Below are 11576 nucleotides of genomic sequence, written 5' to 3'. Positions count from 1 at the left end.
ACTATTGAGTTCTCAAACAACAGACACACCCGGCACCACCAAACCCCACACAAGGGGCCAGGATCGCTCCGGAGCAACTTTTCAAACTTACCCGATCAACCGGATCTTCGCAAATCAGCGTTTCCGCGATTTTCGATCCAAGTCCCGGCCCCACCCGGCACAAGGCACACTTAGAAGCGTGCCATTTTCCAGGCTGTTATCAAGGGGGTCGGCCTCCGCGGTTCTCAGCTCCAGGCTGTCTCACTCGCGGCGACTCAGAAGACATTACACGTCCATAAGCTCGGGCACAAATCATCACCAACACCACCCGAAACCCCGCAAACACAGGCCAAAAACCACCATTGCGACCCCAAACCAACCAAAACCAGCCAAAACCAGCCCACGTGAAGCCCGTCACAACACCCGGCCAGCCACCAACCCAACGCAGCGCGCCCACGCTCACCACCGCCGTCGACTATTCCAAGTGAGCGAGCGACGAGCGCAAGCCCGAGGGAAGTGAGAGACAGTTTCCCGAAAGCGGTGATTAGGTGAGAGAGCGTTCGGAAAGGCGGCGGTCATCCGGCAGCGCGCGTGTAAGGGAGGGTCGACCGAGCGCGCCGAGGATGACCGCCGCCTGCTGGAACCACGCACCCACTGACAAACGCGCTTAACGCAAAAAGGGCCGGCAACCATAACGGTTGCCGGCCCTTTTAGAGCTTCGTGATTACCAGGAAGACTTGGTGATGCCCGGGAGCTCACCGCGGTGAGCCATGTCGCGGAAGCGAACACGGGAGATACCGAACTTCTGGAGCGTGCCGCGGGGACGGCCGTCGATCTGGTCACGGTTACGCAGACGGATCGGGGAGGCGTTGCGGGGCAGCTTCTGCAGGCCGAGGCGTGCAGCTTCGCGTGCTTCGTCAGTCGCGTTGGGGTCAACCAGGGTCTTCTTCAGTTCGAGACGCTTGGCAGCGTAACGCTCAACAATGACCTTGCGCTGCTCGTTGCGAGCAATCTTTGACTTCTTTGCCATGTGTTTAGCGCTCCTCTCGGAATTCGACGTGCTGGCGGATCTTGGGGTCGTACTTCTTCAAGACCAGGCGGTCAGGATCGTTACGACGGTTCTTGCGGGTTACGTAGGTGTAACCGGTGCCCGCGGTGGACTTCAGCTTGATGATCGGACGTACGTCCTTGTCCTTTGCCATTAGAGCTTTACTCCTCGTGCCAGGATGTCGGCGACGACTGAGTCGATGCCGCGTACGTCGATTGTCTTGATGCCACGGGCTGACAGGGTCAGCGTGACGTTACGGCGCAGGGACGGAACCCAGTAGCGCTTCTTCTGAATGTTCGGGTCGAACCGACGCTTGTTGCGACGGTGCGAGTGCGAAATGCTGTGTCCAAAGCCCGGCTCGGCTCCGGTCACTTGGCAGTGTGCTGCCATGACTCTCCTCCAAAGATTGAATGTAACGGCGTACAGATGTTCCTGCGTTGCCGTGCGACAGGCAGCGTCCGCATCCGGGTCCAGACCATTTCGGTAGTTTCCGCAGCAAGTGCGGCGAAGAAGGTTGGTGTCAGGACCGGGCAGTGATAATCACTGGAATAGATCCTGGGATACCGGGCGAATACAGGAATGCACGCAACTTGAGCCCCTAACTACCGGCCACCGGGACGTCAGTAAAACCGACAGTCGCCACCAACCGGAGCAATTGCACACGATCCGCACTACCTAGCGCCTAATTATTCTACGGGTCAGGCCAAATTAAGACCAATCCGGCATCATAAGCCCTTGGCGTCCACTGCCGGAACACCGACTCAACCATGGCGGGTCGCCCGGCAGCCCGGATTACAGCGGCCGGATCAACTCCGGGTATTTCGGGCTCAAACCGTCGCCGGAGGACACTCCACGCACGCGGCGGGCAACCCATGGCGCCGCGGATTCGCGGAACCATCGTGCGTTTGCTTTCAATGCCTCAACGCGATTCATAAGTCGGACCGGCGCCAGTTCCGGAACCTCGATGACGTGCTGGTGCTCGAGGACATCCAGGACGCGCTTTGCCATGTTGACGTGGCCTGCGGTGGACATGTGCATGCGATCCTCACCCCAGAGGCGCCAGTCGTCGTACTCGTCGAACCGCCAATAGTCCACTAGGAGGGCGCCGTGGTTTTCGGCGATTTCGCGCACTAGTTCGTTGTAGATCGCAGTGCGGCCGCGCATGGCGCTGAAAACCTTCGAGCCCTTCGCATCAAAGCCCGTGAAGAGGACCACTGTGGCTCCCGACGCGCTCAACTTGGCGATGCCGGCGTCGTACTCCTCCAAAAGCGAGTCGATATCGATCTTGGGCCGCAAGATGTCGTTCGCCCCCGCATACAACGTCACCAAAGTTGGTTTCATCGCGACGGCAGCATCAACCTGCTCCGCCATGATCTGCCGGAGCTTCCGGCCTCGGATAGCCAAGTTGGCGTAGCCAAAGTCCGGGTTGCTGTAGGCGAGCTGCCCGGCAACGACGTCGGCCCAGCCGCGAACGCCGTTGGGGCGGGCGGGATCGTCGTCTCCAACACCCTCGGTGAACGAGTCCCCCAGGGCAACATAACGGGCAGAAAAATCCATGCCGTCAGTCTGCCACTTCAAGGCTTGAGGCCACAAAGCCTGCAGCAGGAGGGCTAGGAATCGCGCAGGATCCAGTGGTTGTTGTCCAATCGGGCAACAATTTTCTCGCCGATGCGTGCAAGGTCCGAGACGTCCTCGGGACTAAGGGAATCGAGCATCAACGTGCGCACGGACTCCACGTGTCCCGGGGCCAGGGACACGATGGTGGACATACCGGCGTCGGTCAGGTGCGCTACGGTGACACGGGCGTCGCCGGGGTGCGCTTGCCGTTCCACCCATCCGCGTTTCTGCAGCTTGGTAACCACGTGGGAGAGTCGCGACAGCGAGGCACTTGTCCGTGCGGCGAGCTCACTCATGGGAAGGTACCGGCCCTCGGTTTCGGAGAGCATCGCAAGTACGTTGTAGTCGAACAGGGACAGTTTGCCGGCCGACTGAAGCTGGGTGTCCAACGCCGAGGGGAGCAAAGTGTTGATGCTCAGCAGAGCCAGCCAAGCACGGCGTTCGTCGGCATTCAGCCAGCGGGGTTGAGTCATGCCTCCATCTTAGGAGAATTCCCTACTTCCTTAGGTCCCGGCCCGGGCTCAGGCGATAGGCTGGCGGCATGTTTGTCGTCTCATTGACCTACAAAGTTCCCGACGAAATTGTCGATTTCCACCGCCCGGGCCATATGGCCTGGCTTAAGGACGCGTACGACGCCGGGACCTTCCTAGCGTCCGGACGCCGCGTCCCAGCCACCGGCGGTGTTCTTCTCTCGAAAGTGGACAGGGCGACGCTGGATGCTTCTCTGGCGAAGGACCCGTTCTACAGCAACGGAGTGGCCGAGTTCGAGATCATCGAATTCACTGCCACCAGCGTGGCTGAGGGTTACGAAAACCTGCTCGACAGCTGAGGTTTTGCCCGAGCGGTTCCCAGCCGTTCCGGCAACACCACCGGCATCAGTTCCGGCCACCGCGCTCCCAGATGGTCACCGCTCGATATGCCGCGGACCCGCCGCTTAAGCCAAGGCCCGACGTCGCGCCTCAGCCAGGCGGCGTCGTCGGCAATGTTTTCGGTGAACGTCCGCGGACGGGGAGCGGCAAGCGTTGGTGAGGTCAGCGAGTGGGGGGCCCCGAGGACTTCGAGGACTTTCTTGGCCATGTAGCCGTGGCCCGGGGTGGACATGTGCAGGCGATCCGGAGCCCACATTCGCGGATCCTGAAACTTCTCGAAGCACCAGTAGTCCACCAAGAGCGTCCCGTACTTTGCGGCGATACGTCGAATGTGACGGTTGTAGATGGCAGTGCGCAATTTGAGCGGCTCAAGCAAGGGCGACAAAGGAACGTTGTAACCCGTGAAGAGCAGCACCATGGCTCCTCTGGCTTTGATCCTTTTGACGGCATCTTCGTAGTCCCGGATGAGCCTGGCCATGTTGAGCCTTGCCATGAGGAGATCGTTCCCGCCGGCGTAGAAGCTGACCATCGTGGGATTCATGGCGAGGGCGGGCTCGATTTGTTCGTCGATGATCCGATGGAGGCGCCGCCCACGAACAGCCAGGTTGGCGTATCGCACGGTTTCGTCGTGTCTTGCCAGTTCTTCGGCCACCCGGTCCGCCCAGCCCCGGCAGTTGTTGGGGAGCCTGAGATCGTTGTCGCCGACACCCTCAGTGAAGGAGTCGCCGAGGGCCACAAACCGGATCTGGTCTTTCATTGCGCTTTCTCCCGGTCTTCCATGAGCTTTTTCAAGCCGCCCTTGCGTGGAACCTTCACGGGCTCCGGCCATCGCGGGCTGATGGAGTCCCCAAGAGTGACACCGCGTAATTTGCGTCCGAACAGCGGGACCACCCAGTCATTGACCCAGCGGCGTTGCCGGCGCTCCCATTCGCGCATGGACATGCGGCTGGGCGGGTCCCATTCTTTCGGTGAGATCTTGTGCGGAACGTTGAGATGGTCCAGAACCTGGGCAGCCAAATACTTGTGGCCCGCCTTGGACATGTGGAGCCGGTCCGGGGCCCACATCCGCGAGTCCTTGTACGCGTCGAAGCACCAGTAGTCCACCAGAACTGCGCCATATTTGGCTGCGATGTCGCGGACTCTCTGGTTGTAGTGGGTGTTGCGTTTCTTGAAGGGTTCCAGGACGGCAGACACTTTCACGTCGAAGCCGGTAAACAGGACCAAAGTGGCACCGGTTTCGCTGAGGCGCGCGACGAGCAACTCGTAGTCATTAAGGAGCGCATCCATATCGGTGCCGAAGTCGAGGATGTCGTTTCCGCCTGCGTAGAGCGTGACGAGCGTTGGCTCCATGGCGAGGGCGGGCTCGAGTTGTTCATCGATGATGTGCCGAAGCCGCTTGCTGCGCACTGCCAAATTGGCGTACTCCCAGCCCGGCTGGGCCTTGGCTAACTTCTCGGCAACCCTGTCGGCCCATCCGCGGACCCCGTTGGGCAGGATCTTGCTCGTGTCCCCCACGCCTTCGGTGAAGGAATCTCCGATGGCGACATACCGCCGTCGAACCTTTTTCCCGTCCCCGAATTCCTCCCGCACGCAGCCGACGCTACCCGCCCCCGGTTACGCCGGAGCCAACCCAAAGTGAACAAGCCAACGGGAATCGAGCGAGCGTCGCCCCCAAACCCGAGTGACGTGAGCGAGCGTCGCCCCCAAACCCGAGGGAAGTGCGAGAGCGTCGCCCCCCAAACCCGAGTGAAGTGCGAGAGCGTGGGAAGGTGTGACGCAAGGACGGGCCGCTCGGTGGGCATCCGGCAGCGTGCGTCAAAGCGACGAAGGAGCAGCACGCCGAGGATGGCCACCGAGCTGCCACCCAGTCGCTGCGGGGACTAAACAGAGGAGGCTTAGCCCTCCGCCTTGCCGCGTCGCCAGTAACCCATGAAGGCAACTTGCTTGCGGTCGATACCAACGTCCCGTACCAGGTACCGCCGCATTTCCTTGATCACGAACGCTTCACCGGCAATCCATGCGTAGAACGGGAGGGCGCCTGCGGGAAGGGTGGGGTTTTTGGTGGCCTCGATGGCTGCCGTGTCCATGCGTTGCGGGGTTTCCCAGAGGATGTCCTGGTCCACGTTGACGTCTTCGGGCTCGGGTCCGGCGGCGGTGCCTGCGCCCTTGATGCCTACCCAGCCCGGCACGGGAACGGCCTTGGCGACGGCTTCCTTGAGGAGTTCGCCGTGGGGTCGTGAGCGTCCGATGGCTGCGCCACGTGCGAGCCAGGTGATTTCGATATCGGCTTCGGTGGAGATGTCTTGGAAGTCGCCGGCTTCGGGTACCTCGAGGAAGGCGTGGCCGGTCATGTCGGCTGGCAGGGTTTCCAGGATGGCGCTGATGGCAGGGACAGCGGTTTCATCGCCTGCCAGGAGTACGCGCTGGGCCAGGCCCGGACGCCATTCGATGCCGCCGTAGGCGCCGGCCGTGGTGCACTGGGCTGCTCGGTTGTTGGGGCCGATGATGGTGATGGCGTCTCCTGGTTTCGCCGCAAGTGCCCAGTTGGCAGCGGGTCCGCCGTGTCCGGCGTCGTCGAAGTGCATGACGAAGTCGATGTCGATCTCGGGGTACACGGCGTCGAGGCGCTCGGACCGGACCGTGTAAGTGCGCATGTCACCGCGGACGGACGGGTCCATGGCCAACCATTCCTGGTACCAGCCGGCTTCTTCCATTTTGAAGGGAGGGAGCGGGATCTGCTGTCCGGCGGCGTCGAAGGACGGGATCATCAACTTCACGCGGAGGTCCAAAGTGTCCCCTGCAACGCCGAAGTCACGCAGCGAGTAGCCGCCGAAGGTGATGCGACGGAAGTTGGGGCTGAGCTCCTGCACGGCCGTCACGGTGACGTCGAAGGCGAGGGTCATGGGCTCCACGGCGGCGCTTGCTTTTGCCTGTGTCGGTTGTGCACTCATGAGGCGATCTCCAGTTCGTTGGTTGAAGCGGGGCGTGCGTGGTGGCGTCCAATGGGGACGATCAGCGGTGTGCCTGAGATGGGGTCCGGAACCACTCGGGATTCCAAACCGAAAACGTTCAAGACCAGTTCTTCTGTCACCACGACGGGCGCAGGTCCTTCGGCCACGATGCACCCGCCTTTCATGGCGATGACATGGTCGGCGTAGCGTGCAGCAAGGTTGAGGTCGTGGAGCACGATCGCCACGGTGGTTCCGCGGCTGCGGTTGAGGTCCGTGATCAGGTCCAGGACTTCCACTTGGTGTGCCAGGTCCAAGTACGTGGTGGGCTCGTCCAGCAGCAGGACTTCGGTTTCCTGCGCGAGGGCCATGGCGATCCAGACGCGCTGGCGTTGTCCGCCGGACAACTCGTCGATGCTTCGCTCAGCGAGTTCCAGCGTTGAGGTGGCGTTCAGCGCGCGCTGCACCGCGGCGTCGTCGGCTGCGCTCCAGCTGCGGAAGAAGCCTTGGTGCGGGTATCGCCCGCGGCCCACGAGGTCCCGGACGGTGATGCCGTCGGGAGCGGTGGGGTGCTGCGGGAGCAGGCCAAGGGTGCGGGCGAGTTCGCGGGCGGGGCGGGTGTGGATGTCCTTGCCGTCCAGCGTCACGGCACCGCGGGCCGGCTTGAGGAGGCGGGACAGTCCGCGCAGGAGGGTGGACTTGCCGCAGGCGTTGGCGCCAACGATCATGGTTACTTTGCCTTCGGGAATCTCGGTGGTGAGTCCCTCCACCACCTTGCGTGCCTCGTACTGGAGCGTGAGGTCCTTGGCATTAAGGATGGCCATGTCAGGCCTCCTTTCGGTTCGACGTGACCAGCAGCCACAGCAGGAAGGGGGCGCCCAGGGCGCCGGTGATGACACCGACCGGAAGGACGGTTCCGTCGAGGATGACGGGTGCGATGTTGGAGGCGAAAAAGTCTGCGAGCAACACAATCAGGGCGCCAGTGAGGGCCGACGCCGGCAGGCTGGGTTTGCGGACGACGCGTCGGGCGATCGGCCCGGCGAGGAAAGCGACAAACGCTACGGGACCGGCAGCAGCGGTTGCGACGGCGGCAAGTCCGACGGCGGTCAGCACCAGTGCCAGCCGGGCGGCGTTGACCTTGATCCCGAGGCCAGCGGCGGCGTCGTCTCCGAGTTCGAGGATGCGCAACGGCCCGGCAAGGGCAATGACGGCAGGAACAAGGATCAGCAACGAGACTGCGAGGACGCCGGCCCGATCCCACGTGGCCGAGTTCAATGATCCATTGAGCCAGACGAGGGCATCGGCGGCAGTGCGGATGTCCGCGCGGGTCATGAGGAAGTTGACCACCGCGTGAAGTGCAGCCGCGATGCCAACGCCAGCCAGGATGAGCCGGTTGCCTGCAGCGTTGCCGCGGCTTCCTCCGCCTGCGCCGGAGCCGCCGCGGGAGATTGCGTAGATGATGGCCGCAACGCCGAGCGCTCCGGCAAGGGCAGCACCGGAAACCACGGCTCCGGAAGCGCCGAAGATCACGATGGCCGTCACGGCCGCCGCACTGGCGCCGTAGCTGATACCAATGATGTCCGGGCTGGCCAGCGGGTTGCGCAGCATGGTCTGGAACAGTGCGCCAGCCAGGCCGAAGGCGATGCCGATCATGGTTCCAACGACGGCGCGGGGCAGTTTGTGCTCCATCACGATGAAGCTGGCTCCGGGGATTTTCTCGCCGCCGGTCAGGTGGTTGATGACGATGGTGAAGAAGTCCGGGATGGTCACCGTGTAGCTGCCCAGGAGCACGTACACCGCGAACATGACGACGACTGCAAGGCCCAGGAAAAATGTGGGGCTGAGCACGCGCCGAAGTGACATTTGATGCCCATGTTTGTGGGAATCATTGGTGTTAAGTGCCAACTCGGTGGGGAGTTTGTGAACGGTGGTCACAGGCCGGCCCCTTTTCCACGGCGGATGAGCCAGACGAAGACGGGAGCGCCAATGATGGCGGTCATGATGCCTGCGGGGACCTCACCGGGGAGAAGGATCACGCGGCCAACGATGTCGGCGCTGATCAGCAGGATAGGGGCCACAACTGCGGAAAACGGCAGGATCCACCGGTAATCCGGGCCAGTCAGGGAGCGGACAGCGTGCGGAATGACGAGGCCCAGGAACGCGATCGGCCCGGCTACGGCAGTAGCGGATCCGCACAGCAACACAATGCCCAGCCCTGTGATGCTACGGGCCAGCGTGACGTTTTGGCCGAGCCCGCGGGCAATGTCATCGCCCAAGGCAAGGCTGTTCAGGATGCGACCGCCAGCCAGGACAATCACGGCCCCGACTGCGAGGAACGGCAGCGCGGGAAGGAGGACGGACCAGTCACGTCCACCGATGGTGCCCACCTGCCAGAAACGGAAGCGGTCGAACGTGTCCTGGCTCGAAACCAGGATGACGTTCATCAGGGAGAACAGGCCGGCGCTCAGGGCCGCACCCGCGAGGGCTAGCTTGACGGGCGTGGCACCGTCGCGGCCCAGGGAAGCAACGGCATAAACCACGACGGCGGCCGCCGCGGCGCCGATGAAGGCGAACCAGATGTAACCGGACAGGGAGCCGATACCGAAAACGTAGATCCCCACGACGACTGCAAGGGCAGCACCGGCGTTGAGCCCCAGGATGCCGGGGTCGGCCAGGGGGTTGCGGGCAACGCCTTGCATGGCTGCACCGGCCAAACCAAGTGCGGCCCCGGCCAGGAGCCCCAGCACCGTGCGTGGAATCCGGGCGATCACCACAGCGTGGTTGCCATCTGCCGAATTGAACTTGGTGAGTGCTTCCCACACGGTATCAAGGGGAAGGCCGCGTGCGCCGATCGCCAAGGATGCAGCGCACACTGCGGTGAGTACGACGACGGCCGCCAGCAGCCAAGCAGCACGCTTGCCTGCGGCACTGTGGGAGCCGGTTCCCCCTCCGGTTCGCGCAGTTTCAGGGGAGATGCCTCCCGGGCCAGCCGACACCAAAGTGCCGTTGCCCCGCCCCTGGACTGCCGCCGTCGTACTCGGTTTCATTGCAGTTACTTACCAGCTGCGTCTGCTGCTTTACCCAGCTGCGGCAGGAACGTGTCCAGTGCCCAGGGAAGGCTCAGCGGCGAAGAAGCGGAGATGGACAGCGTCAGGGTGTTGTCCGAATCGGCAACCAACGCGCCCTTCTTCACGGCCGGGATCTGGCCGAGCAGCGGATCAGCCTTGATGGCCTCTGCTGTGGTGGCGTCCGGAACCCAGGTCACGAAGATGTCGGACTCGAGCTCGTTGGCCTTCTCGGCGGACCACGGGATAAAGAAGTCCGTGGACGTCTTGGTGTTCTCGGTGACTACCGGAGCCAGCTTCATGCCGATTTCGGAGAGGAAGCGGGGACGGTTGTCGATTGCGGTGTAGACGTTGGCGCCGTCACCCTTGGCAGGCTCGAGGTTGCCATAGATGAAGGTCTTGTCCTTGATCTGCGGGAACTTGGAAACCTTGTCCTTGACGGTGGCTTCAGTGTCCTCGATCAGCTTCTTGGCTTCGGCTTCCTTGCCCAGTGCCTTGCCGATGAGGGAGGTGCTTTCCTGCCACGGCGTGCCGTAGGCGAGCTCCGGCTGCGCCACAACGGGGGCGATTTCGGAGAGCTTCTTGTAGTCAGCCTCTTCCAGGCCGGAGTACGCGGCCAGGATAACATCCGGGCTGAGCTTGGCGATCTCGGTGAAGTTGATGCCGTCAGCCTCGGAGAACTGGACCGGAGCCTTGTCGGTGCCAAAGCCGGCGCCGAGCTTCTCCAGCGCTGCGTCCTTCCAAGGGGTAGAGCCCTTGTCGTTGTTGCCCCACTCGTTCTTGGGAACGCCAACCGGGACAACACCCAGTGCGATCGCGATGTCGTCGTTGACCCACGAGACGGTAACTACGCGCTTGGGCTGTTCCTTGATGGTGGTCTCACCAAAGACGTTCTTGATGGTCACCGGGAACGTTGCGGAGGCTTCCTGCTCAGTTGCCGGAGCGGAAGTTGCGGGGCCAGTGGAGCAGCCGGTGAGGGTAAGAGCGACGGCGGCCAAAGCGGCCGTCGCGGTTCCTGCTGTTTTCAGCAGGGCGCGGCGTGGGAGAAGGGAAGCCACGGGACTCCTTAAGTAAGTGATGCGAACCTAAGTAAGGCTAGCCTAGCCTGTAGAGAATTAAGAAACGTTTGCGTCACCTAATCCAACTCGTTGCCGAAATGGGATGCAGGTCACACGCTCTCTCACATCCCGCGCCCTTCACCCGATCGCTCTCGCAGTGGACATCTGCCCCGGAGTTTTGAAAGTATTAGCGGCAGCGGACTACCGCTTCCAAGGATCACGACGAAGGGATGAGCGTGCGCACTGTTTCAGTTGCTGCAGCCATAGTTGGCGAGGTGGCCGCTTCGGCCTGCTTGGCACTCCCCCGCACGTCGGCATCTTCCTAGGTTTCAAGGCACGTCCCTTTGATAGGGGCTAGACAACTGTGCCCTTCCTTCCCTCGATGGCCGACGCATCCCGCCATTTCCGCGCACATCTTCAGAGCGCGGACGTCGACCATTTCCGAGAGAAGCTTGCCATGCAGAAAATCACTGCCCAACAGATCCGTTCGTCCTTCATCAACGCCAGCCGCTCCGAGGCAGCCAAGGCCAACCTCCCCCGCAACTTCGAAACCATCGACTGGGACAATCTGGAATTCCTGGGTTGGCGGGACGAAAAAATGCCCCAGCGCGGATACCTCGTGGTTCCGCACCGGGGCGAACTCACCGGGATCATGCTCCGCGCACCTGAAGGTGGCTCCGGGAAGAGGCGCGTAGTCCTCTGCGAACTCTGCCGCGACGTGTTTTCGAAGGACGACGTTTACTTGTGGGTCGCCAAGAAAGCCGGACAATCCGGTAAGGACGGGAACACCGTGGGGACACTGATTTGCGCCGAATTCGGCTGCAGCGCCAATGTGCGCAAGGAACCGCCCGCCAACGAGATCAACCCGGACCCTGCCGCCGTCGTTGTTCGACAAATCGCAGGACTGGAGTCCAGGACCGAACAGTTCCTTGACCGCGTCCGCACGAAGTAAGTCCAGGAACAAGCCCAAGTAGGTAGCAGCAGGTGCCATT

14 protein-coding genes are annotated in these 11576 nt (G+C 62.4%); 2 read left to right on the top strand and 12 right to left on the bottom strand.

Annotated elements, in window-relative coordinates; translation table 11 throughout:
* Positions 1-703: 703 nt before the first annotated feature.
* The 5 genes from rpsN to ACZ881_RS20335 form a co-directional block, all read right to left on the bottom strand.
* Positions 704-1009: a 30S ribosomal protein S14 gene (rpsN, locus tag ACZ881_RS20355; protein WP_011776360.1), complete on the bottom strand. Its 306-nt coding sequence runs from the start codon at positions 1007-1009 to the stop codon at positions 704-706.
* Between the two features lie 4 nt (positions 1010-1013).
* Positions 1014-1181 carry a 50S ribosomal protein L33 gene (gene rpmG / locus ACZ881_RS20350; protein ID WP_003798558.1) on the bottom strand — a complete coding sequence of 56 codons (168 nt, stop codon included), beginning with the start codon at positions 1179-1181 and terminating at the stop codon, positions 1014-1016.
* On the bottom strand, positions 1181-1417 hold the full coding sequence (gene rpmB / locus ACZ881_RS20345) for a 50S ribosomal protein L28 (protein WP_011776361.1): 237 nt from the start codon (positions 1415-1417) through the stop codon (positions 1181-1183). The genes rpmG and rpmB overlap by 1 nt, the downstream gene beginning before the upstream one ends.
* A gap of 402 nt (positions 1418-1819) precedes the next feature.
* Positions 1820-2584 carry an SGNH/GDSL hydrolase family protein gene (locus tag ACZ881_RS20340; RefSeq protein ID WP_476117779.1) on the bottom strand — a complete coding sequence of 255 codons (765 nt, stop codon included), beginning with the start codon at positions 2582-2584 and terminating at the stop codon, positions 1820-1822.
* A gap of 53 nt (positions 2585-2637) precedes the next feature.
* Positions 2638-3117: a MarR family winged helix-turn-helix transcriptional regulator gene (locus tag ACZ881_RS20335; RefSeq protein WP_091463442.1), complete on the bottom strand. Its 480-nt coding sequence runs from the start codon at positions 3115-3117 to the stop codon at positions 2638-2640.
* A 68-nt stretch (positions 3118-3185) separates the two neighbouring features.
* Between ACZ881_RS20335 and ACZ881_RS20330 the strand changes: the two genes are divergently transcribed.
* On the top strand, positions 3186-3473 hold the full coding sequence (locus ACZ881_RS20330) for a YciI family protein (protein ID WP_476117778.1): 288 nt from the start codon (positions 3186-3188) through the stop codon (positions 3471-3473).
* Here ACZ881_RS20330 and ACZ881_RS20325 read toward each other — a convergent pair.
* The 7 genes from ACZ881_RS20325 to ACZ881_RS20295 all read right to left on the bottom strand — a co-directional run bounded on the left by ACZ881_RS20325 (position 3449) and on the right by ACZ881_RS20295 (position 10584).
* Positions 3449-4270: an SGNH/GDSL hydrolase family protein gene (locus ACZ881_RS20325; protein ID WP_476117777.1), complete on the bottom strand. Its 822-nt coding sequence runs from the start codon at positions 4268-4270 to the stop codon at positions 3449-3451. The two genes, ACZ881_RS20330 and ACZ881_RS20325, sit on opposite strands and share 25 nt — an antisense overlap.
* Positions 4267-5103, bottom strand: coding sequence for an SGNH/GDSL hydrolase family protein (locus tag ACZ881_RS20320; RefSeq protein ID WP_474662118.1), 837 nt, complete (start codon positions 5101-5103; stop codon positions 4267-4269). The genes ACZ881_RS20325 and ACZ881_RS20320 overlap by 4 nt, the downstream gene beginning before the upstream one ends.
* 305 nt (positions 5104-5408) lie before the next feature.
* Positions 5409-6464, bottom strand: a complete 1056-nt coding sequence (locus tag ACZ881_RS20315) for a siderophore-interacting protein (RefSeq protein ID WP_476117776.1) — start codon at positions 6462-6464, stop codon at positions 5409-5411.
* Positions 6461-7285, bottom strand: a complete 825-nt coding sequence (locus tag ACZ881_RS20310; protein WP_091463454.1) for an ABC transporter ATP-binding protein — start codon at positions 7283-7285, stop codon at positions 6461-6463. Before ACZ881_RS20310 ends, ACZ881_RS20315 begins: the two co-directional genes overlap by 4 nt.
* A gap of 1 nt (position 7286) precedes the next feature.
* Complete coding sequence (locus ACZ881_RS20305; protein WP_476117775.1) at positions 7287-8396, bottom strand: FecCD family ABC transporter permease; 1110 nt, start codon at positions 8394-8396, stop codon at positions 7287-7289.
* Positions 8393-9508 (bottom strand): FecCD family ABC transporter permease, encoded by a 1116-nt coding sequence (locus ACZ881_RS20300; protein ID WP_476117774.1) that lies wholly within the window; start codon positions 9506-9508, stop codon positions 8393-8395. The genes ACZ881_RS20305 and ACZ881_RS20300 overlap by 4 nt, the downstream gene beginning before the upstream one ends.
* A gap of 5 nt (positions 9509-9513) precedes the next feature.
* Positions 9514-10584, bottom strand: a complete 1071-nt coding sequence (locus tag ACZ881_RS20295) for an iron-siderophore ABC transporter substrate-binding protein (protein ID WP_476117773.1) — start codon at positions 10582-10584, stop codon at positions 9514-9516.
* 457 nt (positions 10585-11041) lie between these two features.
* Between ACZ881_RS20295 and ACZ881_RS20290 the strand changes: the two genes are divergently transcribed.
* Positions 11042-11536, top strand: a complete 495-nt coding sequence (locus ACZ881_RS20290) for an FBP domain-containing protein (protein WP_476117772.1) — start codon at positions 11042-11044, stop codon at positions 11534-11536.
* Positions 11537-11576: the final 40 nt, after the last annotated feature.

The sequence above is a fragment of the Paenarthrobacter sp. TE3676 genome (genome assembly GCF_056279165.1).
Note: the sequence above shows the minus strand (reverse complement) of the source record. Positions and strands in the feature narration are given on the sequence as shown.

What these genes read in the sequence shown, in the direction of transcription:
- rpsN (WP_011776360.1), bottom strand. Translation starts at nt 1,009, where the DNA reads ATGGCAAAGAAGTCAAAGATTGCTCGCAACGAGCAGCGCAAGGTCATT.
- rpmG (WP_003798558.1), bottom strand. Translation starts at nt 1,181, where the DNA reads ATGGCAAAGGACAAGGACGTACGTCCGATCATCAAGCTGAAGTCCACC.
- rpmB (WP_011776361.1), bottom strand. Translation starts at nt 1,417, where the DNA reads ATGGCAGCACACTGCCAAGTGACCGGAGCCGAGCCGGGCTTTGGACAC.
- ACZ881_RS20340 (WP_476117779.1), bottom strand. Translation starts at nt 2,584, where the DNA reads ATGGATTTTTCTGCCCGTTATGTTGCCCTGGGGGACTCGTTCACCGAG.
- ACZ881_RS20335 (WP_091463442.1), bottom strand. Translation starts at nt 3,117, where the DNA reads ATGACTCAACCCCGCTGGCTGAATGCCGACGAACGCCGTGCTTGGCTG.
- ACZ881_RS20330 (WP_476117778.1), top strand. Translation starts at nt 3,186, where the DNA reads ATGTTTGTCGTCTCATTGACCTACAAAGTTCCCGACGAAATTGTCGAT.
- ACZ881_RS20325 (WP_476117777.1), bottom strand. Translation starts at nt 4,270, where the DNA reads ATGAAAGACCAGATCCGGTTTGTGGCCCTCGGCGACTCCTTCACTGAG.
- ACZ881_RS20315 (WP_476117776.1), bottom strand. Translation starts at nt 6,464, where the DNA reads ATGAGTGCACAACCGACACAGGCAAAAGCAAGCGCCGCCGTGGAGCCC.
- ACZ881_RS20310 (WP_091463454.1), bottom strand. Translation starts at nt 7,285, where the DNA reads ATGGCCATCCTTAATGCCAAGGACCTCACGCTCCAGTACGAGGCACGC.
- ACZ881_RS20300 (WP_476117774.1), bottom strand. Translation starts at nt 9,508, where the DNA reads ATGAAACCGAGTACGACGGCGGCAGTCCAGGGGCGGGGCAACGGCACT.
- ACZ881_RS20290 (WP_476117772.1), top strand. Translation starts at nt 11,042, where the DNA reads ATGCAGAAAATCACTGCCCAACAGATCCGTTCGTCCTTCATCAACGCC.